A 22662-nucleotide genomic window follows, 5' to 3' on the forward strand; every position below is an offset into this window, starting at 1 on the left:
ATGATGACCGTGCCACCCATGGGCCGAACAAACAGCCGTTTTGTAGATGGGTCTCATCCTCAGGGCTTCCTCGCCGCAAGCATGCGGAATGTGGGTCCGGACCACACCAGTCCGACCGGATATGAGGTGATGCAGTGAGCTGCAGAAATCTTCGGAAGCCAATCCTCGCCCGGAACACGGTCGGCGCGCTGCGCTACGCATGGCTCCGCGCGCCGCCCTCGCACCGTGCCAACCTCACTCAAGCCAATCGAAAGGCCTTGACTCACAAATCCCCATATGAGGGTGGGCAAAGCGAAGCGTGCCCACCTTCTCTTGCACCGACCGTGAATGGTGGGCACGCTTCGCTTTGCCCACCCTACGGCGGCGTTACTCCGCCGGTGCGATGCTCGGCGCGAGGATGGCTTCGAGATGCTCGGGACGGTCGCGGTTGACCTTGAGCAGGAATTCATCCGCGATGCCGCGGAGCTGCCGGCTGAGCGCGCCTGCCATCACCGCGGTGTCGAGCTTGGTGCGCTCGCGCACGATCGCCTGGATCGCGTTGATGTGGTGGGCGATCAGCTCCGGCGGCACCTGGTTGAGATCGGGGGCATGCTCGATGATGCGGCACAGGCTTTCGGCGGCGGCGCCGGCGGAGGGGAATCCGAAGGTCGCGGCGTCGCCCTTGATGTCATGGGCAGCGCGGAACAGCTCTTCGCGCGTCTCGTGGGAGAAGCCGCGGCGCAGCACCATCGCATGCGCGGCCGAGAGCCGGTCGGCCTCGATCGTCATCCATTGCTTGAATTCGCCGGAGAGATCTGCAAGCGCCTGCTCGGCGCGCGCGACCGGATCGTCGTGGTCGATGTCGGGAGGGATGCGGCGCAGTACGTTGCGCAGCGGGTTCGGCTGCGTAATCACATGGTGCGTGGCGAAGGTCTTGATCTCCACCGAGCCCGGTTTCTCTTTCGCCATGACGACCTCCTGGTGCCGCCTAGATAGCGGAACGTGCCTTATCGAGCAGCGACGGCTGTTGCATCACTTCCATCTCGCCGCCGACGCGGCGCTCGGGCCCGATATAGGTGTTGCTGGTGTTGCGGCGGCGGTCCGGGCCGAAATAGGTCTTGGTCTTGATGAAGGGGCGGGGATTGGCGACGACGTTGAGGATGCGCTGGTAAAGTCCCTTGGCCGAGATCGGCTTGGCCAGGAATTCTGTGACGCCGGCATCGCGCGCCACTGTGACGCGGCGCTTCTCCGAATGCGCGGTCAGCATGATGATCGGCGCATAAGGATTGGCGTTGGATTCCGGCTGCCGGATCATTTGCGCGAGCTCAAGCCCGTCGAAGATCGGCATCGACCAGTCGGTGATGACGATATCGGGGACGTAGTGGGTGTACATTTCAAGCGCAGTGGCGCCGTCTTCCGCCTCGTAGACTTCGCGCGCGCCGAACGAGTGCAGAAGCGTCCGCAGGATGCGGCGCATGTGCGGATTGTCGTCGCAGATCAGAAACCGCAGCTTGTTGAAATCGATGCGATACATGTCCCGCCGGCCCCAACGGCATTGCCCACCGTTAACCATATCGCCATGCCGGTTAAGGAAAGGTTTCGTGGCGCGGGGCCGGGCCGACCAGCTTTAGTACCCGAACTGCTCGCGCAGGATGCGCTCTTCCAGACTGTGGCCGGGGTCAAACAGCATCCGCATCGAGATGGTCTTGTCGGTCAGCACCTCGACACGGCTGACGTCGCGCACTTCGTCATGGTCGGCGACCGCCGCCACCGGGCGCTTTTCACCCTCGAGCACCTCGATCACGACGAACGCCGAATTCGGCAACAGCGCGCCGCGCCAGCGCCGCGGGCGGAAGGCGCTGATCGGAGTCAGCGCGAGCAGGGCGGCGTTGATCGGGATGATCGGTCCCTGCACCGAGAGGTTATAAGCGGTCGAGCCGGCAGGCGTCGCGACCAGGATGCCGTCGGCGATCAATTCCGACATCCGCTCGTGCTCGTCGATCAGGATGCGCAGGCGCGCGGCCTGGTAGGTCTGGCGGAACAGCGCGACTTCGTTGATCGCGTGATGCAGGTGCACCGCGCCATGGATGTCGGTGGCGCGCATCAGCAGCGGGCTGATCAGGGATTCCCGCGCCTCGGCCAGCCGTTCGCGCAGATTGTGGGTCGAGTATTCGTTCATCAGGAAGCCGACGGTGCCGCGATGCATGCCGTAGATCGGCTTCCCCGTTCGCATGTTGGCGTGCAGCGTCTGCAGCATCAGGCCGTCGCCGCCGAGCGCGACCACGACGTCGGCGTCTGCCGCACTGCAATTGCCGTAGAGCCCGGCCAGTTGCGCCAGCGCAGCCTGCGCCTCGGCGCCGCCGCTCGCGACGAAGGCGATCTTCTCATAACGCTCGGGAATGGTCATTGCACGACAAGCTCGGCCCTGGTTGCGCGCGGTTCCGCGCCGCGCCCGTCTATACAGCTTGGCCGCGCTTGTCGAGATCAGAAGACCGGCATTTCGGGGTCACAAAAGGGGTTGGGCGGCGGTCCGACGCGGTCGCCGCGACACAATTCCGTAGTGATCAAGGTCGGCCCGGCCCTGCGACCATCACTTCTCCTGCAGGGTGCGGATCGGCTCCCAGCCTGTATCCAGCGGCTGCGCAGCCATCTGCTCGGCGCGCTCCTGAAACAGGGCGGCCGGCTTGTCGGTTGCAGCCGAGCGGCTGAAAGCCTCGGTGGCGAGGTGGAATTTGCCGGCGCGCCAATGCGCGAGTCCGTCACCATAGGCCTTGATCAGCCCCTGCTGCGCCTCCGACAGCTCGTCCGACCGCGCCACGAGCTCATAGATCTTCAACGCCTGGTTGCGTCCCTTGACGCGGACTTCGTCGAGCTCGCGCCAGGCAAAACCGCTGCCCGCCAGCGCCACCGTCGCATCCGAGGCGATGATGGTCGTACCGTAGAACTTGTTGGCGCCTTCGAGCCGTGAGGCGAGGTTCACTGCGTCGCTCATCACGGAGTAATTGAAGCGCCGCCGCGATCCGAAATTGCCGACCAGCGCCTCGCCGGAATTGATGCCGATGCGCTGCGTCAAGGGATGCTCGCGGAAGACTGGCGAGGTGGCGTTGAGTTCGGCAAGGCGCGTGCAACAGTCGAGCGCCGCGCGCGTCGCGTTTGCGGCATGATCAGGATCGTCGGCCGGCGCGCCGAACACCGCCACGATGGAATCGCCGATATATTTGTCGACGTAGCCGCCCTTGGCCTCGATGACATCGGTCATGTCGGAAAGATATTCGTTCATCAGCGACATCAGCCGGTCCGGCGGCATGTTTTCGGCGATCGCGGAAAATCCCGCGATGTCAGAGAAGAACACCGTGACCTCGCGCGTCTCGCCGCCGAGCTCCGGCAGCTTCTTCGACGACAGCATGCGGTTGATGACGTGCGGGGCGAGGTAGAGCGCGAAGCTCTTCTGCAGGAGCCGGCGGTCGCGGTCGGTGACGGCGAAGCGAAGGCCGACCATCGCGGCAAGCGCAGCCATGCCTGCCGTGAACGGCTCGACCAGCGGCAGCGCCAGCGCGTGAGTGAAGGCAAAGGTCGCGCTGGCGAGCCCGAGCGCGCTGACGGCTGCGAAGGAAAGGACGGCGGCGAGCGGCCTGAATAGGCGTGCCGCCGTCGCAGCCAGCGCGGCGAACAAAAATGCGATCAGGAACGTCGGCAGCCGGCCGAGCTCGATTGCCGCGTTGCGGGTGATCAGATTGTTGACGGCGGTCGCGTGGATATAGACGCCCGCGATGGTGCTGCGCGCGATGCTCGGGGCGGCCGGCGGACTGACGTCGGGTGCGCAGCGCGGGAGAGGGCGCCTGCCGTTGCCTGCGGTGGCAAATCGTTTGGATGTCGCCTGGCGGTCTTCGATGTCGAGCACGGTGCCGATCAGGACGACCTTGCCGTCAAACCAGCGCCGGAAATAATCCTTCTCTCCCTTGGCTGCGCAGGCGCGCAGGTCGGCGAAGGAGAAGGTCGGGATGTCGTCCGAACCGCCGGCAAAATTCAGCGTCATCGTGTTCGTCACCGGGCTCGGAATCCGGTAGCCGGCCAGCGTCATGTTTCCGCTGGCGTCGATGTCGGGTGTGGCGCCCTGCGCCCGCGATGCCAGTTCGAGCGCCATGCCGGAAATCTTTGCGTCGCCGACGATAAAGGTCAGTGGTATCCGCCGCACCGTGTCGTCACTATCGGCATGAACGTTGAGCGGACGGATGTTCTGCTGCTGGCGCACGGCGACGCGCTGGCCGGGGGAGGGAAGGATCGGCTGGTCGCCGCGCAGGATCTCACCGAGCACGACCTTGCCGGATGTGGATGCGGAGGCAAGCGCACGCAGGAAGTCGCGATCGAAGCCCCGGACCTTTTCGCCCAGCACGCCCTCGCCGAACGGAATCTGCGACAGCTCGATCGAGGTCGGGATCACCAGGTCGAAGCCGACGACCCTGGCACCGCCATCGATGATAGCGCCGAGTACGCGCCCGATCTCGCCGGTCCAGGTCAGCGTGGGCGATCCCTTGAACGGCGCCGCGCGATAGCTTTCCTCGTCGATCGCGACGACGACCGCAGGCGAGGCGGCAGGATCTGGCGCACTCGCGAACATCTTCCAGCGCAGCGCGGTCAGGATGTCGAGCGACAGGCCGCGGATCGGCTCGAGCGCGGGCGAGAGCGAGATGGCGGCGCAGACGAGCGCGATCGCGGCGACCGTCATCACCTCGCGCGCGGTGCGCCCGATGCTCAAGGTCGTGGGCCCAGGCTGGAAGATCGGGACGAATTGCATCCGCAATGGATGCTGTGCTCCCTCTCCCGCTTGCGGGGGAAGGCGGGGCGGGGGTGTCTCCGCGATTCACGCTGTCCGAGCGTGGGGAGAGAGCCCGCACCCGGCGCTACGCGCCGACCTCCCTCGCAAGCGGGAGAGGTGAACTGAGTTCGTGGCGGGACCGCTTCAACCAAATGACGTCAAGCTCTAATTCATCCGCAGCAGGCGGCCGACGATTGGTGTGGCGCCGGGTTTGGCTTGCGCGTCGACGCGGAACACGATCTGCGACGACTTGAACGTGGCGGCGTAGAGCCCGCCGGGGACCAACGCGCCGTTCTCCCGGGCGAAGTCGAAGAACCTGCCCTTGAGCTGGGTGCCGCCGAGATCAACCTGCTGACGCTCACCGGGCACATCGAGACGCCGCACGATCAGCCTGCCGCGTCCTTTCGCCTCCACGAACGGTGAAGCGCCGTAGAGGGTGAGCTGCGGCTCCGGCAACGCGGTCTTGCTGGCATCGACGCTGCGCAACACGGTGGCGGCAACGGCGCTGGTCGCCTGCGTCGTGGCATGCGTCTGATTGGAATCGCAACTGATCTTCTCGCCCTTGACGTCGGCAAGGTGCACGACGCTCTCCTCGGTGCCGACGATCACGGTGCCGATCCCGGTGATGGTTTCGCGCCGGCAGGATGTCATATAGCTCAGCACGATCGAGCCGCCGTCGCCGATCTTGATCACGGTCTTCGGGACCACATAGTCCATGAACTCGGCGCCGGTGACCTTGCCTTGCACGTCCTCGACGACGGCCACCGGCGACCCGGCCGCGGCCGGCGAAACCAGCGCCAACAGGCCGACACAAATGGCAATCGCTCGTTTCATTTCGGGAACCCCTCGAACGGTAGAATTTCGTTAGTCGCGGCGGCACGGTTTTTGGTTTCGCGGGATCGAATAGTTGGGCTGGCAACCTTGTGGAGGTGACGGATATCACTCAACCGTCCTCGCGGACAACCTGATTGGCGCCTATTGTCGCAGGCCTGTCGCATTCATCGCGGTGCAAACGGCTGGCGCGATTGTGATTTCCACACCATTCCTCCTGTTGTGTACGACGCCGGCCTGTCGCGGTTTGTGGGTAGAACCCCGCGACAGTCTGATTGCGGGACTTGAGGAGACGAGACATGGCAAGCCGGGTCAGAACGGAGCGCAGCGCGCGCACGCGTGTGATGGTCGCGCTGCTCGCATTTGCGGTCGTGAGCGGCGCGTGGGCGCAGGATGCGAGCGATAACCCCAAGCCGTCATCACCGTCGGCTTCACCGACAACAGAGATGCCGGCTGGCCGGAAGGGCGGCGCAGACCGCACTCCGGCAGGCAATCCGCCCTCGGCGTCCGAGCAGCACCGCCTGCCGCCCGACTCCACGACCAAACAGACCTTGGCGCTGCCGGGACGTACCTTGGAATTCACGGCCACCGCGGGCTCGATCCGCCTGTTCGATCAGAAGGGCGAGCCGCAGGCCGATATCGCCTATACCTCCTACCAGCTCGACGGCACCGATCGGACGAACCGCCCGGTCACCTTCCTGTTCAACGGCGGGCCGGGTGCATCGTCGGCCTGGCTGCAGCTCGGCAGCACCGGACCGTGGCGGATTTCGCTGGCGGGCGAGGGAGCGGTGTCGTCGGCATCGCCCGAGCTGCTGCCGAATGCGGAGACCTGGCTCGACTTCACCGACCTTGTCTTCATCGATCCAGTCGGCACCGGCTATAGCCGTTTTGTCGCGACCGGCGACGACGTGCGCAAGCGCTTCTTCTCGGTCGACGGCGATGTCAATGCGATCTCGCTGGTGGTTCGCCGCTGGCTCGAGAAGCACGGGCGGCTGCTGTCGCCGAAATATGTCGTGGGCGAAAGCTATGGCGGCATCCGCGGGCCGAAGATCGTGCATAACCTGCAGACCGAGCAGGGCGTCGGCGTCAAGGGATTGATCCTGCTGTCGCCGCTGCTCGATTTCCGCGAATTCCAGGGCACGAGTTTGCTACAATATGTCGCGAGCCTTCCGACCATGGCGGCGGTAGCGCGGCAGAGAAAGAGTCCGGTGACGCGCAGCGATCTTGCCGATGTCGAACAATATGCGCGCGGCGATTTCCTGGCCGACCTTGTCAAGGGTCAGGCCGACGGCGAGGCCACGACACGGCTCGCCAACAAGGTCGCGGCCCTGACCGACATCGATCCAGCGGTGAGCCGCAGGCTCGCGGGGCGTTTTGGTGTCTCCGAATTCCGCAGGGAATTCGATCGTCGGAACGGCAAGGTGACCGGGCGCTACGACGCATCCGTCGCAGGCTTCGATCCCAATCCGGATTCGAGCGTATCCCGCTTCGGCGATCCTTCCGGCGATCCGCTGATTGCGCCGCTGACGAGTGCGGTGGTCGACCTCACCAGAGGCAGGCTGAACTGGCAGCCGGACGGATCCTATCATCTGCTCAACGGCCGGGTCGCAGGCTCCTGGGATTTCGGCCGCGGGCCAAATCCGGCCGAGTCGGTCTCGCAGCTCCGGCAGATTCTCGCGCTCGATCCGAAGCTGAAACTCCTGATCGGCCACGGCCTGTTCGACCTTGCTACGCCGTACTTCGGCTCGGCAATGGCGCTCGACCAACTGCCGGCCTTTGCGAGCCCGGACCGCGTCAAGCTCGTCGTCTATCCCGGCGGCCACATGTTCTACTCCCGCGACACCTCGCGCCAGGCATTCAGAGGCGAGGTCGAAGCGGTGATGAAGTAGGCGAGAGCCTGCCAGCAGTCCAACGGCGTGGACCCTCATGGTGAGGAGGCGCGAAGCGCCATCTCGAACTATGAGGCCCCGATCTCGCCCGTGGCCCATCCCTCGTGACGCCGCGCGGCTCCTCGGGATGAGGGTCGTGTTTCTTGTCACGCAAAGGAAGTGACGATATTTCGCGGCTTACTTGAAGTTGCCGATCTTGCGCGACCCGACAGCGATTCTGTCGCATGATGCGCATCATTTCGATGATGCGAAGCTCACGTTTTCCAGAGCCGTGATTGAACCTGACGACGTCTGCACTGACTAATTCAGTGCTGGGGATTTCAGGGCCCAGTGACTACCAACGCCACCAAGCATTTTCCATTGCGCTTCGGTGGCGTTTATTTTTGGCGACGCGGGTTCGCCACCCATCGTCCTTCCTCGGCGCGACGAGATCGCCGCCTTTTCCCTCATTCAGGGATGCGGCCGTAAGGCGCAGGCCCGGTTGACCTGTAGTCCTACCCCAGTGCTTTTTGTTGCACGGGGCCCACGGGTGCGACCGGCACCCGGCTTTCCCTGCGCCCTCTGCGATCGAAGAGGGTGGAAAGTGACGCAAAGCTCGGGCAGCACATGCCGCGAGAATGCGGACTCACATCCTTTCCTCACACTCCAACGTCATGCCCGCGCAGGCGGGCATCCAGTATCCGGCAGCCTTTCGGCTCAAGCACAGCCGTCTCTAGAATACTGGATCGTCCGGTCGAGCCGGACGATGACAGCGGAGAGCTGTTTGAAAATTGAATCAGCACTCTTGTCGTGTGCTCCGCTGCAACCGCTTGCTCGCGCCACAACAACCGCCTGTGGTTGGGTCCCTTGCTTTCGTGGGGACGACAGTCGTAGCATGGGTAGAGCGCAGCGAAACCATCATTCGCGCCGCTCGCCTCGTTGCGATGGGTTTCGCTGCGCTCTACCCATCCTACGGATCATCCTGTAGAATCAGAGAAAATGGTGGGCACGGCGCCAAGTGCACCTTTGCCCACCCTACACGGCAGCGTCCGCCTCAATACACGAGCCCGGTGCCGGGCGGCTTCTCCAGCGCCGCGGAGAGCGAGCGGTACTCCTCGCTGTTGGTGCCGGCGAGCTGGGCGATGCGGTTGAGATGATACTGCGCCTGGTCGCGGTTGCCCTGTTCGACCTGCCACAGACCGTAATACTGCCAGGTCTTGACGTGGTTCGGATCGGCTTTCAGCGCGCGCTCGTACCAGACCTGCGACAGCTTGTAGTCGCCGAGCTTGCGATAGGAATAGCCGATCAGGTTGGCAACGGCGGCGGTGTCGTCGTGGTGCAGCGCCTTTAGCTGTTCGATCGCATTCGCATAGTCGTGGCGGTCGTAGATCGTGGCATAGGCGGCGCGATAGCCATTCTCGAACGCGGCCTGTTCGACGCTCGGGCGGATCTCCGACTTCTTCTTCTTGCCTTTGGGCGGCGGCGGGGGCGGATCGCTATCCGGGTTGGCGTAGACCGCGGTAACGACGGGCGCTGCCGCAAGCGTTAGCGACAGCATGGCGAGCATCAACAGCCTGATCGCGAAATTCTGCATGCCTCTCTCCTGATAGCCGGCCCGGCAATCCTATACCGCGGCCTGTTTCCTTGAACACCCGGTGCTCGGAAACATTCCCGCTTCAGCACGCCGTTTTGAAACTCACGCCTCGCAGACGCGAAGCATTGGCGAACATGACCAGGATGTCATGGAGATGAACGAAAGCCGTCCGCGCGTTTCAGGATGGGTTCAGCCGCGCCCACGTAAGGTCACCTCTACTGATCGGCGAGCCCGGCCATCCGACCGGAGGTCTCAGCGATCCCTCGAAGAGGAGACAACCATGCTCAAGGCGATTTCCGCGGCGCTGCTTGCGGTTTCCGTGATGGCGGCGCCCGCATTGGCCGGTACCTATGGCAAGACGGCGCACGCGCCGGTGATCAAGTCCGAGCTGGCGAAGTCGAAGGCGTTGAATGCCAATGCCAGGATGGTGCGCCAGCACAAGCACCATCGCTACATCAGCCACCACCGCAACCGCAAGCACGTCGGTGTGATCAAGACGCATGTCGCACCGAAAGTCGCGGTCAAGCACTTCGTGCGACCCGCCAAGCGCGGTTGAAGCCCGATCTTCACGACTGGTCCGTCCGCCGCGGTTCTTTGATCCACATTGCCCCACCGCGCCGGCGGATATCAGGCCCACCCACGGCCATTGCATCCCCAATGGCCGTGGGATGGTGCATTGGTCGAGGCCGAGATCCGAATTCCCTTTCACCGCGGGCCGGTCTAAGAAACCGATGGGACACACCGAACTATTCGACTTTGGGGCGAAGGGAACTTGGGGACCAAGGCAAGATTTACGGCGATCCTGCTGTTGCCGGTCGCACTCGCGGCCTGCGCGTCGAGCAGCGACGACAGCAAGCCGATCAGCTTCACCGACGACCGCGGCGTCTCCGACCAGCCGTATCCGAAGAATTACCGCGCCGAGACCGTGGCCTTCATGCACACCTATCTCAACAACCCCACCGGCGTGCAGGAGGCGGCCATGGCCGAGCCGGTGCAGCGGACGGTTGGCGGGCGGCTGCGCTACATCACCTGCCTGCGCTTCAGCGCCCGCGACTCGGACGGCGGCTACCGGCCGGCGCGCGAGCGTGCGATCGTGTATGTCGATGGCCGGCTCGACCGCATCATTGAAAATGCCGGCGAGCCTTGCGCCGGCGCGACCTACGCGCCATTTCCTGAATTGGAGAAGATGTCGCGGTAGCGGCGGTTCGGTGGCGGGAGGGTTACCCGGATCGGATCACTTTTCGGCGACGGTTGAACCTCGGCTTAGTCAGATCCGACATCCGTTCTGGTGGCTGGCTCCGGTTAACCGGAGAGAAAATTCTTCCATGCAATGGAACCAACGGGTGACGTTGCGGCGCTGTCATAGTTACGGACACGTGATGCTCTGGCGGTGCCCCAAAGCAACCTAATTGAAGTCACGTTGTTTGGATTGATGTCGCGACGTGAGTAAACGGGGAACTAACATGAAGAAGACTTTGCTCGGCGCAGTTGCCCTGGCCGCATTCGCAGGCCCGGCTTTTGCGGCTGACATGTCGGCACGTCCCTATACCAAGGCACCGCCCCAAACGGCGCCTGCGTTGGTTTACAATTGGACCGGTTTCTATGTCGGCGGCCATGTCGGCGGCGGCTTCACTGACGGCACCAATCTGCTCGGCAGCGACGCGCGCTTCCTGGGCGGTGTGCAGGGCGGTTTCGACTATCAATTCGCTCCGAACTGGGTGGTGGGCGCCGAAGCGCAGTACTCCTGGCTGCCGGGCAACAGCAACAACGGCGTCGTGTTCCCCGGTGGGACGGTGGTGACGGGCAATACCGACCAGCTCGGTTCGGTGACCGGCCGGCTCGGCTACACCTGGGGCCCGGCGCTGCTCTACGCCAAGGGCGGTTACGCCTGGCGCGACAACAGCAATATCGGCGTTTCCTTCGCCGGCGTGCAGCAGCCGTTCACGACCGACGGCAACCGTAGGGACGGCTACACTGTTGGCGCGGGTCTCGAATACATGTTCGCGCCGAACTGGTCGGCCAAGGCCGAGTACCAGTATTACAATTTCGGCCACACGACCTTCACCTCGGGTCCGGCCGAGATCGTCGGCTCCCGCTTCCGGGACGACGAGCACACGGTCAAGGTCGGCGTGAATTACCGCTTCGGCTGGGGTGGGCCGGTCGGCACCAAATACTGATCGCGGATGCGAGGGCCGGCTTGCCGCCGGCCCCTTTGCGACCGACACCGCGCAAAATAATTTTTGCGGTGCACGGAACTTTCACGCTCGATGGTATATTATGCCGGCCGCCGGGCCAGGTGGACACACGAACATGCGTGCTTTTGCGTTAGGGTTGATTTTCTCTGCGGCGGTATCGCCATGCTTTGCCCAGGCCGTGCTGAAATCGGAGCCGCTGATTCTCGCGCCCTACGAGGTCGCCTTTGTTCAGGATCCGTCTTGCGGGGTTGGCAAGGTGCTCAAGGTCACCGGCGCCATCAGGGGACTGCACCGGCGCAAGGTGTGCGTGACGCTGGCCTCCGAACAGGCCTCACTGGTGAGCGCGACGCCGTAAGGCTTCCTGAGGCTGGGGCGGCTCCTCGGGCGGTGAGAGCTGCGGTTCGATCCGCGCTTCGCGTTCGGCATCGGCCTTGTTCTTGGCGGGGTCCTCGTTCGGCTCCGCCTGGCAGGGCCTGATCTCGTAGTTATTGTCCAGGACCGGCCTAGGTGCAGCCTTTTCGTCGTCCGTCGCCACGTCGACGACCAAGCCGCTCTTCCTGGCGACCTTCCAGACATCCGCCTCGGTCGGATAGGCCTTGCTCAGCTTGGCATCATTGGAAAACAGCGCGTAGGGCATCCTTACTCTTCGCTCCACAAAGGCAGTCAACGCCAACCTCGCCCCTAAGGTTTCAGCATTGCAGACCGCGGCTTGGTTCACGCCCGGGTGAGGGGCGGTCGCCACCCCGCCTTGAGTCTCTAACAAGTGGTGAATCCCGCAAAAAAGAATCCCCGAGACTCCCGCGCTAGAATCGCCCGATGGTTCGGGCCATGACAACGGTCCTGCACACATCCCGCGAACGCGTGCATGTCGCCCTTACCGTGGCGCTGTTGGTCGCCTCTGCCGCCAATATGCTGCTGGTATGGGCCTGGCTCTGACGCCACCGTGTGGCAGTCGGGGTTCTATTCGGCGGAGCGAGGCGGCTCGGTGCCCTCGCTCAGCGTAGCGCGAACCTTGGCCATGGTTGCCCGGCAATATTCCTCGCGCTCCCGCGTGAATCGCTCCTGGTGCGCGCGGAAGCTTGCGACCCGAGCCCGGATCTCGGACTGGAAATCGGCGGGGAGGTCGAGACCGGCCACTTGAAGCGGCTTTGCCTGGGACAGCTTTGCTTCAGGAGATGTCGTCTGGGGCGGCCTTGGCCGGACGGCGACTGGCGCCGGTTCGGCCAGCACGGCTTCGACGTTAACCACGGTTGTCGTCACGGTCGCGCGGGCGGCATCAGTGGCGGGCGACAGCGACGCGGCGTCGGGCTTCTTGCCCGTCACCGATTGCACGAACGCCATTGTCTGGGCGATCAGAAGATCGCGTTCTTTCATCCACTTCATGGCACACCTCGGCCGTAATCGACTCCAGCAAAGGTTGTCTCCGGAATCAAGCATCCCACGTTACGGCAGTCCCAATTTCCGCTGAGGTGACAAAAGAGTAACACCGCGTCAAGTGAAAGAGCCCGTTTACCATAACAGGGCGACAGCGCCGCGCTTGCGGGCGCAGCGGAAACGACGGCAATTCCCTGCTGATCGCTCAGATGAGAAACGTCGAGTTGAACGCCAACGGTCGCCGTAAGCACGACGACGAGGGCTGGAAAGATGAGCGAACGCGCCGCGCAGAGAAATCGGCGATCGAGAAGGTGCCAGTATCGCCCCTCGTCAGAATGCCGGTCCACGGCGAGACCGCCAAAGCGGACAGGTCTCGTCGCTGCATCACGCATCAAGGCTTGGTGGCTCGCTGCAGCATTCGTGACCAGCGCCTAGCGCTCGCGAGGAATGGTATTCGGGACGAAGGGATTGCCGACCACGCGGACGGATGTCTGATCGGGAGGATAGATCGGCCTTCTGTCGGCGACCGGTGCGGACGTCGGCGCCAGCAACGAGACGCCACCCGCAACCGCAGCGCTGACGAGCGTGACGACGAGCAGGACCATGTTGCGGTTTTCTTCCCGGATTCTCATGTGGAGAAAAACGGGAGGATGCGCAGGGTTGGTTCCTCTGTCCGGCTTGCCGCCGGCTGGCCAATTCAGCCTGCGGTGGTCTCGGCCAGCCGTTCGGCTGCCTTCGCATCGATCAGATCAGCGTAGCGGCGATATTCATCGGCCATTTCGAGCAGCTTTTCGCGAACCTCTGAATCAATGACCTGGTAGGCCAACCGCTTTGCTTGCTCGGATTGAAACCGGTAATGTTGTGTGTCGGACATGTTGCACCTCGAACGTATGTCCGGCACGGTGCGCAAAGGTTCATCAGGCCGCAGTGGGCTCCCTGTCTTGTCGAATCTCAACGTCGAACCAACCCATCTCCTTGAGTTCGTGCGCCTTCTTCAGCGCCACATCCTCGCTCTCGCGCTTCAGGATGATCTGCCCGGTGCCGTCGCGAGCGTAGATGAAATAAGTCATTCCTAAAATCCTGTTCGGCTGAAATACGCACGCCGTCTGCTTCCGATAACGGAAGTGATCTGAAATGATCTTGGCGCGAAACACGGCGCTTTGATGTGCGGATGGTGCCGGCTGAGGGGATTGAACCCCCGACCTTCGGTTTACAAAACCGCTGCTCTACCGCTGAGCTAAGCCGGCGATTTTTGCCGCTCGCATATCAGACTTGTGGGCCCAGGGCCAGAAGCTGAGGGGAGCCGAGCGAGATCGTGCAAGAAAAAGGCGGCCGATCGGCTGCCTTTTTCCCAACTCGTCGTTGCGTTACTGGCAGATGTGTCGGCGGCCATCTTCGCCGCGGAACCAGGTGCCGGGCGTGCAGACGAAGCCATTACGCTGCGCGTAAGTTTGTCCGTAGTAACCGCCCCGGTAACCGTTATCGAAGGCCGCAAATGGCGCTGTTGCGACCGCGGCCGCGGTGCCGACGGCTCCACCGACAACTCCGGCCGCGACGTCACCCGGCCCCGGCCCAAGCCGGCCGCGGCGGTCGTCCCAGCGAGCGTAGCTGTTGTTCCAGCCGCTGTTGTACTGATAGGCGGCGGCGCGACGCTGCTGATAGCTGCCGGTATAGGGATTTCCCGGTCCCTTGTTCTGGCAATTGGCGTTCGGATAGAACTGCGCACAATAGCCGGGATTGTAGATCACCTGTTGCGCCCCGGCGGGAGCGGCCAGGGCGGAGGCGAGCAGCGCGGCGGCGCCGGCGATAGCGAGTTGTCTCATGTGAGCTCCTCTCCTTGAGATCGCAACCGACATCAAGCGGCCCCCCGGCCGGGCTGTTCCAACGAACCAATTCACGCGATTTCAAACCCAGGTGATCGCATCAAGCGCACTGGAGGTGCGGTACCCGCGAACGTTGAGGCGCCATCCTTTGTTGAAGGAGCAGGCCTGACAATGGCCGCGACTTCGTGTCAAATGGGGGCATCGAGCGGACGGGGCGCATGTTTGGGATTTTGGGACTTGGTTTTCTGCTGGGCATGCAGCACGCGCTCGAGCCCGACCACATCGCCGCCGTTTCCAGCATCGCTGCGCGCCGCGCCCATGTCGGCGACATCGTCAGGCATGGGCTGACCTGGGGACTCGGCCATACGCTGACATTGTTCTGCTTCGCGGGCGCGGCGATCCTGCTCGGACACGCGATCCCCGAGACCGTGGCCCAGCCGATCGAGGCGGCCATCGGCATCATGCTGATCGGGCTTGGCACCCATGTGCTGTGGCGTCTGTGGCGCGACCGCGTCCATTTCCATCGCCATGGCCACAGCGACGGTACTGTGCATTTTCACGCCCACAGCCATGCTGGCGAGACGACGCCGCACCGCCCCGCCGCGCATGTCCACGCGCACGGCTTTCGTTGGCGCACGCTATTGGTTGGCCTGATGCACGGCATGGCCGGCTCTGCGGCGCTGCTGGTCCTTACGGTATCGCAGGCCGCTAACCCGATCGTCGGGCTGGGCTATGTCGCGCTGTTCGGGGTCGGCTCGATGGTGGGCATGGGCGCACTGTCCACGGTGATTGCGGTGCCGATCGCGGCATCCGCGCGCTGGCTCACCTGGGCCAATCGCGGCCTGCAGGGCGCGGTCGGGCTTGCGACTCTCGCGATCGGCGTCAACACCATCGTCGAGACGCTGCTGTCATAAGCCGCCGCATATGCGGCGTTAACAAATCCTGATGACGATCGTTCGCAATTGAGCGAGCCGGCAGGCTCACACGTTAGGCTTACCGGCAGTTTGGTGCGCCGCCTTAACCTTTGGCCGCGCGCATTCGATTAGGTTGCTGAAACAGACAGGACAGCAACCAATGCGCGTTGGCATTACAGCGGCGATCCTCTTGGTGATGACGTCGACGGCCTTTGCCGGCGGCGGCTCCGGAGGCGGATTCGACATCGTCGTTCCCTCTCGCCCGGGCGTGCCGATCATCATCAACGGCATCGACGTCTCCTATGCCGTGATCGAAGGCGAGTGGGGCCTCGGCAAGAACGTTCACGTGCAGCCGACCATCTATGGCGGCCGCTACATCGATCCCGAGCCGAATGTCGGCCATTATTATCCGAGCCTCGGCCACATGCCGAGCTATGGGCGATTGGAGATCGAGCCGCCGTCGAACCGGCGTCTGCCACAGCCGGCCGAGAGCTATCACCAATCCTGGTCCGCGCAGTCGATGCCGCTGCCGGCGCAATCAGGCCCGCCGGTCAATCCGCCGGACGTCATCTATGCGCCGCAGTACAACGAATTCCAACGCGATCATCGTGGGCCGCACAGAATCCCACGCTAACGCCAACAAGAACACACCAACAGGAGAGAGTAATGCGTCAGATGATTTCAGGAATGATCGCGGCGGTCGCGGTCATGGCCGCGGCACCCGCAATGGCGTGCGGGTACGGCTCGTGCTCGCCGTGCGGCTATTATGCCAGCCCCTGCGCGGCGCCGGTCTACGCTGCGCCGGTCTATTCTGCACCGGTTTCGAGCTACAACTACAGTTCCGGCTGCGGCGGCTGTGGCCCTGGCTACGGCTGGGTTACCGAGCGGCTCCCGGATCCGGAGCAGCAGTACTATTACGTCAATCAGGGGCCGACCTATACCGGTCCGGGCAATTGGGCGCCGGTCCCGACCTATCGCGAGGGCAGGGTCTCCTATTATCGTCCGTGGCGTCCGCGCTACTATCATTCGCACCGTTCGCACTATCGCTATGGGCCGCAATATTACCGTGGCCAGCGCGTGCTGCGCCGCTACTACTGACCTGACAGATGCGTCTTTGAGATCGGCGCCCGTTCGCGTCATGCGAGCGGCGCTTTCACTTGCCTTGAGTTCTACATCAGGCCGAGCCGGCTTGCGCCGATATAGAGCGCGAGCACGGCGGCGTTCGAGACGTTGAGACTCTTGATCTCGCCGGGCATGTCGAGCCGCGCTACCACGCTGCAGGTCTCCCGCGTCAATTGCCTTAGTCCCTTGCCCTCGGCGCCGAGCACGAGCGCGAGCGGCTGCCGTAGTGCGGCCCGGCCGAGATCCTCGCTGCCCTGGCTGTCGAGGCCGACAGTCAGAAAGCCGCGCTCATTCAGCGCGATCAGCGCGCGCGAGAGATTCTGCACGGTGACCAGCGGAACCAGCTCCAGCGCGCCGGAGGCCGATTTCGCGAGCACGCCGGTCGCTTCGGGGCTATGGCGGGCGGTGGTGACGATCGCCTTCACGGCGAAGGCCGCGGCCGAGCGCAGGATGGCGCCGACATTGTGCGGATCGGTGATCTGGTCGAGCACCAGCACGATGCCCTCGGGCTCGAGCGTGTCGATGTCCGGCGAGGGCAGGGGATCGGCCTCCGCCAGCAGTCCCTGATGCACCGCATCCGGCCCCAGCCGCTGGTCGATCACGTTCGGGCGGACGACCTCCGGCGTCACCCGGGTATCGATCCCTTCCTCAGTGAGCCGTCGGGCCGCATTCTCGGTCACGATTAGCTTGCGGATCCGGCGCTCCGGGTTGGCGAGGGCCGCTGAAACCGTATGCCAGCCGTAGAGAATCACCGGGCCGTCCGCGTCCGAATCACGGCTGCGCCAAACCGGCCTCCCAGCCGATTTTCGCCCTTTTTCGAATGGTTTAGCCCCGCCGCGGCGGAACGGGGGCTTGCGGTCACGGTTGCTCATCACGAGCGTTGTGTCACGGGTTCCTGACGATGGCAATTTGGGCGCAAAAGGATGCCGATCAGCGCTTCCATTGGTTGACTTTGCCACCGCCCTTCGCCCATAAACGCGCCGGCCGCGCACCCCGACGGGTCGCGCGGTCGCCAGCGTCACCGATTGAGCTGTCCGCCGCCACCTCGGGCGGGTGGCGTCCGACGCTGTTGGGACGGGGGAGTGTCCCGAGTGGCAAAGGGAGCTGACTGTAAATCAGCCGCCTCATGGCTTCGCAGGTTCGAGTCCTGCCTCCCCCACCATCAAGCAACAGACCGACAGATCAGATCAATCTCGGATCCTGATAGTTGGGTGATCCGTGCCATGCGACCGGTTATGAAAGGGTCGCATCGCATCCATGCGGCCGTTTTGATTTCCTTGCAGGTAACGTTCCTGGCTCCGCAGACACTATCCATGGCCGCTTTCGCGACGTTCGGAGTAGCCTTCCAGGGCAAAGTATCGGACGAATCCGGCCAGCGATCCTTGCTGTTGCAATTGCCGACGAGGAACGTGCGCCTCTTCGCGATTATGCCGCAACAATCTCCCTTGGAAGATCTCCCATGATTGCGGACTGAATTGCCGTCGCCGTGTAGAGCGAAGCATCTAATGGCAGATTCCCAAACGCAACTTGGCACAGGAGATAGTTGGCGCCTGCCGTTGCTACCTGATTGAGAAGGTCGTTTCGGACCGAGGCCGCCGTGCCGACCACACACAATTCGCTTTCGACTGCGGCGTCGAACGTCAACGGAAGAATTGGCGGAAGAGCAAGACCATTGAGATCGTAAAGATACTTGAAGCTCGTTAGCCATCGTTCATAGGCAGACGCGGCGAGCGAGACGGCATAGTCGTGAGATTCTGCGATCACCACCATGCGCACGATTCCGAGGAATGGGCTTCGATCGTCCGCGTTACTGGTCTGGGCTCGATGTAAACGGAACGCATCAGTAACTCCGCGCACCGAGGAGGCTGGTCCCACGCACGCGATATTGGCGTCGTTTGCAGCCGCCCAGGCGGCCGACTCGGGCCGGTTGGTGGCAATCCACATCGGCGGATGAGGGCGCTGCTTCGGAAGCAGGGTCAACGGAACATCGTTCAGCTCGAAATAGCGCCCTTGATGAGACAGTGTGCCGCCTCTCATGGCCGCGAAGATGATCTCACTTGCCTCCACATACCGTTCCTGCGCTGTGTCCGCACCAACCCCAAAGTAGCCTAATTCGGCGGGAAGAGAGCCGCGCCCTATACCCAGTTCGAGCCTGCCGCCGCTCAAATGGTCAAGCATGCAGATCTCTTCGATCGCTCGTAACGGGTGGTAGAGGTTAAGCAACATCACCAGCGGGCCGAGGCGAAGGCGCCTTGTACGCTGAGCAACGCTCGATAAGAATAGGTTCGGTGACGGACCTCGCCCATGCGGCGTGCAGTGATGTTCCGCGATATGGTACGCATAGAAGCCGAGGCGATCGTACGCCTCCGTCAACGTCAGGCGATCTGCATATTGCTGGGCGACATCACGGCCATCATCGTCCAAGTGATCAAAGACACTGACCGTCAGCCTGGAAGGAAAGTCGTTTGCCACTGAGGGTCTCCTGTGCCGGCCGCAGCAGAACCCCGCGCGCGCAAGCGCTGTCCAATGGTCGATAGCCGCGTCTAACTAAATCTCTCTCGAGAGATATAGTCCTCCTGTTCGTGCATTCCTTGGGCACTCTCGTCACTATTGATTGAACCGTCTCATTCGCGTTCTCAAATTAAGGAGACGTAGGATCTGACCTGTACGCAAAGCAATTCCAACTGAAAGCGCATCCACGTCACAGGATTGGTGAGGCGAGCCGGAGCAGCGCTCACCGAGCTCGAATTCTGACCTTAACTCAACTGGATTCCAGATCGGACGCAAAGCGGAGCAAGGCTCGCTGCATCGTTGCCGCCGTCATTGGTCTTCGCTCCAAGCATCGAGAGGTCGGTCCGGCAACGACGATCGAGAGCTGCCGTGAACTGAGCGGAAGAGACAGCGCGACACCTGCCAGATCGGGAATGTACTCCGACGAACTCTGGTGATACCCGCGCTTGGCCGCGGCCTCGAGTTCAGCCTCCACTGCCTCGGCGCTCATGGGAGTGGTGTCGGAGAACTTCTCGAATTTGATCTTGCGATAGATGGCCCGACGCTCGTCGGGGGAATGCTGCGCCAGGATGGCTCTTCCTACCGAACTCGCATACACCGGCACCCGGTCGCCGACTTGAGCGAAGTAGCGGACCGAGTGACCTGATTCTTCCACATGCAGGAAGATTGCGGAGGTGCCCGCCAAGCCTGCGATCGCCGTCGTCTCTCCGGTTTCGTTGGCAATTTCTGCCACGAGTGCATAAGCGGCCTCCGGAAGCGGGGCAGCGTCCGCAACGGCCCGCGCCAGCGTTAGCCAGCGGGGGCTCGGATAGTAACCGCTTCGCGCCCGCGTCTCGTAGAGCCATCCCTTTTCGACGATGGTGCCGACAAGATTGAAGGTGCTGGAGCGCGGCCAGCCCAGATCGTCGGAGATTTCAGCCAGCGTCGCCGGTCGTTTGCGGCGAGCAAAGTACTCCAGCAATTCCAGAACGTTGGCTGCCTGCCTCACCAACATACGAACCCCGCAATCTTCCCGCGAGGGTTGCCCGTCATGTCGAACAACAACTCTCGCTTACTTTGACCGCCGATCGGCCACTGCCACGGTCATAGCATCATCCGCGCAGCCGCAAGCTCCTGGGCCAGAACTTGAGTCGCCGCTTCCGGAGACTCGGCTCCAAAAGCCGGATCGAAGCGTCTTGATCCGAAATTCATATACGCGCCTTATAAATTCACAATCAAGAATTTTGCTGAAGGCTGGGGCTGCCACCGTCAGCGAAAGCCCACGGGGGAGGACCTTTCATGGCTGCATTCAGGAACTTGCTCTCATCGGCGGTGGCGTCGGTTTGCTTGATGACCGCGTCGGCGGCTTTGGCTCAGACCAGCGTCAAGCTCGGTGTGCTCGCCGACATGTCCGGCATTTTCTCGGACATCGGGGGCATGGGCGCCGCCGAAGCGACCAGGATGGCGGTCGAGGATTTCAAGAAGCTGCCGGGATCGGACAAGTTGAAGATCGAGGTTGTCACCGCTGACGCGCTGAACAAGCCAGACGTGGCGCGGGGCATCGCTCGCAAGTGGTTCGACACGGAAAATGTCGATGCGGTCGTGGATCTGCCGACGAGCGCGATCTCGCTGGCCATCGCACCTCTCGTTCAGGAGTTGAACAAGGTCGCGCTGTTCACCGCATCGGGCACGTCGGATCTGACGGGCAAGGCCTGCACGCCGAACTCGGTACACTGGACCTACGACACCTGGGCGTTGTCGCACGGCACCGCCGATGCCATCACCAAGGCTGGCGGGAAGACCTGGTTCTTCGTCACCGCCGACTTTGCTCTTGGCCATTCGCTGGAGCGCGATGCGACTGCTGTCGTCAACGCGAACGGCGGCAAGGTCGTTGGCAGCGTCAAGCACCCGACCGATTCGAATGACTTCGCGTCCTTCCTCCTTCAGGCGCAGGCATCGCGTGCGGAGATCATTGCGCTTGCCAATGCCGGCGGCGATACGATCAAGGCCATCAAGCAGGCGTCTGAATTCGGCATCATCCAGGGCGGACAGAAGCTCGCAGGCATGCTGCTGTTCATCTCGGACATTCACTCGCTTGGCTTGAAGACGGCACAGGGCCTCCAACTGACGACCGCGTTCTATTGGGACCTGAACGACAAGACGCGGAGCTTTGGTGAGCGCTTCGCCGCCCGGAACAACGGGCGCTATCCGTCGATGAACCAGGCCGGAGCGTATTCCGCGACACTGGCCTATCTGACCGCCGTCGCAAAAGTGGGATCGCCGCGTGATGGCGCCGCCGTCGTCAAGGCGATGCACGAGATCGGCACGTTCGACGATCCTCTGTTCGGAAAGACTTCGCTGCGTGAGGACGGTCGCGTTCTTCACGACATGATGCTGGTTCAGGTCAAGATGCCCGGCGAATCGAAGAAGACCTACGACTACTACAGGATCATTTCGACCATCCCGGCCGAAGCGGCATTCCGTCCGCTCAAGGACGGCGGTTGCCCCCTTGTGAAGTGAGTCTCTGGCTCGATCGAACGCGAGCGAGCCGAAAATTCAAAGCAAGGCCGTGCCTCTCCTCTCAGCGAGGCGCATCGCAAGAACCTTTTGACTTTTCGCGTTGACCTGTGGAGGACCAATCCCGTGCTGAAATCCGATCGTCTCACCCGCTACGATCATCTTTATATCGGCGGCTCGTGGGTGGCGCCTGAAGACGGTGGTTTTCTCGAAAGCATCGACCCGTCCACGGGACGCCCTTGGGCTCGCGTTGCGTTTGGCGGCCCTGGTGACATTGACCGTGCCGTCGCGGCCGCGCGGGAAGCGCTGAACGGTCCGTGGGGGCGCATGCCCGGGCATGAGCGCGCTGCACTGCTGCGCAAGTTCGCCGACCTCTATGCGCAGCGCGCCGCTGATCTTGCCGTCTTGGAGACAAGGGATTCCGGCCGCGCGCTGCGGGAGTCCCGTGCCGATATTGGCGGCCATACGTATGGCTATCACTGGTGGGCGTCACTGGCAGACAAGCATTCCGGCCGCACCATTCCATTCGACGACAGCGTGCACTGCGGCGGTCGGTGAACGATGCGGCGGCGTTGCTCGGCGGCATCGACGTGATGTGGGCTCATGCCGGAATTCCCGGCCCGGCCGGCGTGGAGAACCTTGATCTTGCGGCCTACGAAGCCGCGATGGCGCTCAATGTGACGTCCGCCACATTGGCGGCAGGTGAAGTGATTGGGCACATGCGCAAGCGGGGCGGTGGATCGCTGATCTTCACGGCGTCCGTCTCGGGCCTGGTCGGTTCGATGTTCAGTCCGGTCTATTCGGCTGCGAAATTCGCGGTGGTCGGGTTGACGAAGTCGCTGGCGCAACGCTTTGCCGCGGACAATGTGCGCGTCAACGTCGTTTGCCCCGGGCTGGCGGATACGCCGATGAAGACTGGATTCACGGGGCGTTCGGGTGATCCTGCCGAGGCCGCCGCCAATCAGGCGCGCCTGCTCGCATCTGTCCCGATGGGACGGCTCTGCAAAGCGGAGGAAGTCGCGCATGCGGCTCTTTGGCTGGCATCGGATGAAGCTTCATTCGTGACCGGCGTTGCTCTTCCGATCGATGGCGGATTCACGGCCCGCTGAGTTCTGACGATCAGGACAAGGGCGGATGGT

26 protein-coding genes and 2 tRNA genes are annotated in these 22662 nt (G+C 63.0%); 12 read left to right on the plus strand and 16 right to left on the minus strand.

The window, feature by feature from the left end; all coding sequences use genetic code 11:
* Positions 1–366: 366 nt before the first annotated feature.
* The 5 genes from J6497_RS21395 to J6497_RS21415 form a co-directional block, all read right to left on the minus strand.
* Positions 367–948 carry an Hpt domain-containing protein gene (locus tag J6497_RS21395; RefSeq protein ID WP_225706259.1) on the minus strand — a complete coding sequence of 194 codons (582 nt, stop codon included), beginning with the start codon at positions 946–948 and terminating at the stop codon, positions 367–369.
* A 19-nt stretch (positions 949–967) separates the two neighbouring features.
* Complete coding sequence (locus tag J6497_RS21400; RefSeq protein WP_130228218.1) at positions 968–1513, minus strand: response regulator; 546 nt, start codon at positions 1511–1513, stop codon at positions 968–970.
* A gap of 93 nt (positions 1514–1606) precedes the next feature.
* Positions 1607–2386 carry an NAD kinase gene (locus tag J6497_RS21405; protein WP_225706260.1) on the minus strand — a complete coding sequence of 260 codons (780 nt, stop codon included), beginning with the start codon at positions 2384–2386 and terminating at the stop codon, positions 1607–1609.
* Between the two features lie 183 nt (positions 2387–2569).
* Positions 2570–4774, minus strand: coding sequence for an adenylate/guanylate cyclase domain-containing protein (locus J6497_RS21410; RefSeq protein ID WP_225706261.1), 2205 nt, complete (start codon positions 4772–4774; stop codon positions 2570–2572).
* 186 nt (positions 4775–4960) lie between these two features.
* Positions 4961–5629: a hypothetical protein gene (locus J6497_RS21415; RefSeq protein ID WP_225706262.1), complete on the minus strand. Its 669-nt coding sequence runs from the start codon at positions 5627–5629 to the stop codon at positions 4961–4963.
* Positions 5630–5925: 296 nt separating this feature from the next.
* Here J6497_RS21415 and J6497_RS21420 point away from each other — a divergent pair, with 296 nt between their 5' ends.
* Positions 5926–7515 carry a S10 family peptidase gene (locus tag J6497_RS21420; RefSeq protein WP_225706263.1) on the plus strand — a complete coding sequence of 530 codons (1590 nt, stop codon included), beginning with the start codon at positions 5926–5928 and terminating at the stop codon, positions 7513–7515.
* A 1033-nt stretch (positions 7516–8548) separates the two neighbouring features.
* Here the strand turns inward: J6497_RS21420 and J6497_RS21425 are convergent.
* Positions 8549–9088: a tetratricopeptide repeat protein gene (locus J6497_RS21425; protein ID WP_225706264.1), complete on the minus strand. Its 540-nt coding sequence runs from the start codon at positions 9086–9088 to the stop codon at positions 8549–8551.
* A 280-nt stretch (positions 9089–9368) separates the two neighbouring features.
* Between J6497_RS21425 and J6497_RS21430 the strand changes: the two genes are divergently transcribed.
* From J6497_RS21430 to J6497_RS21445, 4 genes are all read left to right on the plus strand, one after another.
* Positions 9369–9644: a His-rich protein BRANT gene (locus tag J6497_RS21430; RefSeq protein WP_225706265.1), complete on the plus strand. Its 276-nt coding sequence runs from the start codon at positions 9369–9371 to the stop codon at positions 9642–9644.
* Positions 9645–9860: 216 nt separating this feature from the next.
* Complete coding sequence (locus J6497_RS21435) at positions 9861–10286, plus strand: hypothetical protein (protein ID WP_225706266.1); 426 nt, start codon at positions 9861–9863, stop codon at positions 10284–10286.
* 265 nt (positions 10287–10551) lie between these two features.
* The gene (locus tag J6497_RS21440) at positions 10552–11265 is read left to right on the plus strand and encodes an outer membrane protein (RefSeq protein WP_225706267.1); all 714 of its coding nucleotides are present in this window, start codon (positions 10552–10554) and stop codon (positions 11263–11265) included.
* A gap of 133 nt (positions 11266–11398) precedes the next feature.
* Positions 11399–11638, plus strand: coding sequence for a hypothetical protein (locus J6497_RS21445; RefSeq protein ID WP_225706268.1), 240 nt, complete (start codon positions 11399–11401; stop codon positions 11636–11638).
* On the opposite strand, the gene J6497_RS21450 is transcribed toward J6497_RS21445, so the two are convergent.
* From J6497_RS21450 to J6497_RS21475, 7 genes are all read right to left on the minus strand, one after another.
* The gene (locus J6497_RS21450; protein ID WP_225706269.1) at positions 11615–11920 is read right to left on the minus strand and encodes a hypothetical protein; all 306 of its coding nucleotides are present in this window, start codon (positions 11918–11920) and stop codon (positions 11615–11617) included. The two genes, J6497_RS21445 and J6497_RS21450, sit on opposite strands and share 24 nt — an antisense overlap.
* 323 nt (positions 11921–12243) lie before the next feature.
* On the minus strand, positions 12244–12666 hold the full coding sequence (locus tag J6497_RS21455; RefSeq protein ID WP_225706270.1) for a hypothetical protein: 423 nt from the start codon (positions 12664–12666) through the stop codon (positions 12244–12246).
* Positions 12667–13088: 422 nt separating this feature from the next.
* Complete coding sequence (locus J6497_RS21460) at positions 13089–13262, minus strand: hypothetical protein (RefSeq protein WP_225706271.1); 174 nt, start codon at positions 13260–13262, stop codon at positions 13089–13091.
* Between the two features lie 92 nt (positions 13263–13354).
* On the minus strand, positions 13355–13483 hold the full coding sequence (locus J6497_RS41270; RefSeq protein ID WP_283844700.1) for a hypothetical protein: 129 nt from the start codon (positions 13481–13483) through the stop codon (positions 13355–13357).
* Positions 13484–13574: 91 nt separating this feature from the next.
* On the minus strand, positions 13575–13727 hold the full coding sequence (locus J6497_RS21465; protein ID WP_225706272.1) for a hypothetical protein: 153 nt from the start codon (positions 13725–13727) through the stop codon (positions 13575–13577).
* A gap of 102 nt (positions 13728–13829) precedes the next feature.
* Positions 13830–13904, minus strand: a tRNA-Thr gene (locus J6497_RS21470).
* Positions 13905–14024: 120 nt separating this feature from the next.
* Positions 14025–14480, minus strand: coding sequence for a hypothetical protein (locus tag J6497_RS21475; RefSeq protein WP_225706273.1), 456 nt, complete (start codon positions 14478–14480; stop codon positions 14025–14027).
* Between the two features lie 218 nt (positions 14481–14698).
* Between J6497_RS21475 and J6497_RS21480 the strand changes: the two genes are divergently transcribed.
* From J6497_RS21480 to J6497_RS21490, 3 genes are all read left to right on the plus strand, one after another.
* Entirely contained in the window at positions 14699–15394 is a 696-nt protein-coding gene (locus J6497_RS21480) for a HoxN/HupN/NixA family nickel/cobalt transporter (protein WP_225706274.1), read from the plus strand.
* 160 nt (positions 15395–15554) lie between these two features.
* Entirely contained in the window at positions 15555–16028 is a 474-nt protein-coding gene (locus tag J6497_RS21485) for a hypothetical protein (RefSeq protein WP_225706275.1), read from the plus strand.
* 32 nt (positions 16029–16060) lie between these two features.
* Positions 16061–16492 (plus strand): hypothetical protein, encoded by a 432-nt coding sequence (locus J6497_RS21490; RefSeq protein WP_225706276.1) that lies wholly within the window; start codon positions 16061–16063, stop codon positions 16490–16492.
* A gap of 71 nt (positions 16493–16563) precedes the next feature.
* Here J6497_RS21490 and rlmB read toward each other — a convergent pair whose 3' ends face one another.
* On the minus strand, positions 16564–17388 hold the full coding sequence (gene rlmB, locus J6497_RS21495) for a 23S rRNA (guanosine(2251)-2'-O)-methyltransferase RlmB (RefSeq protein ID WP_225706277.1): 825 nt from the start codon (positions 17386–17388) through the stop codon (positions 16564–16566).
* 204 nt (positions 17389–17592) lie between these two features.
* Here rlmB and J6497_RS21500 point away from each other — a divergent pair.
* A tRNA-Tyr gene (locus J6497_RS21500) sits at positions 17593–17678 on the plus strand.
* Between the two features lie 263 nt (positions 17679–17941).
* Here J6497_RS21500 and J6497_RS21505 read toward each other — a convergent pair.
* Both J6497_RS21505 and J6497_RS21510 read right to left on the minus strand, forming a co-directional pair.
* Positions 17942–18988, minus strand: coding sequence for an LLM class flavin-dependent oxidoreductase (locus J6497_RS21505; protein WP_225706278.1), 1047 nt, complete (start codon positions 18986–18988; stop codon positions 17942–17944).
* 289 nt (positions 18989–19277) lie between these two features.
* Positions 19278–20021: an IclR family transcriptional regulator gene (locus J6497_RS21510; protein ID WP_225706279.1), complete on the minus strand. Its 744-nt coding sequence runs from the start codon at positions 20019–20021 to the stop codon at positions 19278–19280.
* Positions 20022–20305: 284 nt separating this feature from the next.
* Here J6497_RS21510 and J6497_RS21515 point away from each other — a divergent pair, with 284 nt between their 5' ends.
* The 3 genes from J6497_RS21515 to J6497_RS21525 all read left to right on the plus strand — a co-directional run bounded on the left by J6497_RS21515 (position 20306) and on the right by J6497_RS21525 (position 22632).
* The gene (locus J6497_RS21515; RefSeq protein ID WP_225706280.1) at positions 20306–21526 is read left to right on the plus strand and encodes an ABC transporter substrate-binding protein; all 1221 of its coding nucleotides are present in this window, start codon (positions 20306–20308) and stop codon (positions 21524–21526) included.
* A 123-nt stretch (positions 21527–21649) separates the two neighbouring features.
* A complete protein-coding gene (locus tag J6497_RS21520; protein WP_225706281.1) occupies positions 21650–22081 on the plus strand; it encodes an aldehyde dehydrogenase family protein in 432 nt (143 codons plus the stop codon).
* Positions 22078–22632 carry an SDR family NAD(P)-dependent oxidoreductase gene (locus J6497_RS21525; RefSeq protein ID WP_225706282.1) on the plus strand — a complete coding sequence of 185 codons (555 nt, stop codon included), beginning with the start codon at positions 22078–22080 and terminating at the stop codon, positions 22630–22632. The genes J6497_RS21520 and J6497_RS21525 overlap by 4 nt, the downstream gene beginning before the upstream one ends.
* Positions 22633–22662 lie beyond the last annotated feature (30 nt).

The organism is Bradyrhizobium cenepequi (genome assembly GCF_020329485.1).
In the GTDB taxonomy this organism is placed as follows: Bacteria; Pseudomonadota; Alphaproteobacteria; order Rhizobiales; family Xanthobacteraceae; genus Bradyrhizobium; species Bradyrhizobium cenepequi.

What these genes read in the sequence shown, in the direction of transcription:
- J6497_RS21395 (WP_225706259.1), bottom strand. Translation starts at nt 948, where the DNA reads ATGGCGAAAGAGAAACCGGGCTCGGTGGAGATCAAGACCTTCGCCACG.
- J6497_RS21400 (WP_130228218.1), bottom strand. Translation starts at nt 1,513, where the DNA reads ATGTATCGCATCGATTTCAACAAGCTGCGGTTTCTGATCTGCGACGAC.
- J6497_RS21405 (WP_225706260.1), bottom strand. Translation starts at nt 2,386, where the DNA reads ATGACCATTCCCGAGCGTTATGAGAAGATCGCCTTCGTCGCGAGCGGC.
- J6497_RS21410 (WP_225706261.1), bottom strand. Translation starts at nt 4,774, where the DNA reads ATGCAATTCGTCCCGATCTTCCAGCCTGGGCCCACGACCTTGAGCATC.
- J6497_RS21415 (WP_225706262.1), bottom strand. Translation starts at nt 5,629, where the DNA reads ATGAAACGAGCGATTGCCATTTGTGTCGGCCTGTTGGCGCTGGTTTCG.
- J6497_RS21420 (WP_225706263.1), top strand. Translation starts at nt 5,926, where the DNA reads ATGGCAAGCCGGGTCAGAACGGAGCGCAGCGCGCGCACGCGTGTGATG.
- J6497_RS21425 (WP_225706264.1), bottom strand. Translation starts at nt 9,088, where the DNA reads ATGCAGAATTTCGCGATCAGGCTGTTGATGCTCGCCATGCTGTCGCTA.
- J6497_RS21430 (WP_225706265.1), top strand. Translation starts at nt 9,369, where the DNA reads ATGCTCAAGGCGATTTCCGCGGCGCTGCTTGCGGTTTCCGTGATGGCG.
- J6497_RS21440 (WP_225706267.1), top strand. Translation starts at nt 10,552, where the DNA reads ATGAAGAAGACTTTGCTCGGCGCAGTTGCCCTGGCCGCATTCGCAGGC.
- J6497_RS21445 (WP_225706268.1), top strand. Translation starts at nt 11,399, where the DNA reads ATGCGTGCTTTTGCGTTAGGGTTGATTTTCTCTGCGGCGGTATCGCCA.
- J6497_RS21450 (WP_225706269.1), bottom strand. Translation starts at nt 11,920, where the DNA reads ATGCCCTACGCGCTGTTTTCCAATGATGCCAAGCTGAGCAAGGCCTAT.
- J6497_RS21455 (WP_225706270.1), bottom strand. Translation starts at nt 12,666, where the DNA reads ATGAAGTGGATGAAAGAACGCGATCTTCTGATCGCCCAGACAATGGCG.
- J6497_RS21460 (WP_225706271.1), bottom strand. Translation starts at nt 13,262, where the DNA reads ATGGTCCTGCTCGTCGTCACGCTCGTCAGCGCTGCGGTTGCGGGTGGC.
- J6497_RS21465 (WP_225706272.1), bottom strand. Translation starts at nt 13,727, where the DNA reads ATGACTTATTTCATCTACGCTCGCGACGGCACCGGGCAGATCATCCTG.
- J6497_RS21475 (WP_225706273.1), bottom strand. Translation starts at nt 14,480, where the DNA reads ATGAGACAACTCGCTATCGCCGGCGCCGCCGCGCTGCTCGCCTCCGCC.
- J6497_RS21480 (WP_225706274.1), top strand. Translation starts at nt 14,699, where the DNA reads ATGTTTGGGATTTTGGGACTTGGTTTTCTGCTGGGCATGCAGCACGCG.
- J6497_RS21485 (WP_225706275.1), top strand. Translation starts at nt 15,555, where the DNA reads ATGCGCGTTGGCATTACAGCGGCGATCCTCTTGGTGATGACGTCGACG.
- J6497_RS21490 (WP_225706276.1), top strand. Translation starts at nt 16,061, where the DNA reads ATGCGTCAGATGATTTCAGGAATGATCGCGGCGGTCGCGGTCATGGCC.
- rlmB (WP_225706277.1), bottom strand. Translation starts at nt 17,388, where the DNA reads ATGAGCAACCGTGACCGCAAGCCCCCGTTCCGCCGCGGCGGGGCTAAA.
- J6497_RS21510 (WP_225706279.1), bottom strand. Translation starts at nt 20,021, where the DNA reads ATGTTGGTGAGGCAGGCAGCCAACGTTCTGGAATTGCTGGAGTACTTT.
- J6497_RS21515 (WP_225706280.1), top strand. Translation starts at nt 20,306, where the DNA reads ATGGCTGCATTCAGGAACTTGCTCTCATCGGCGGTGGCGTCGGTTTGC.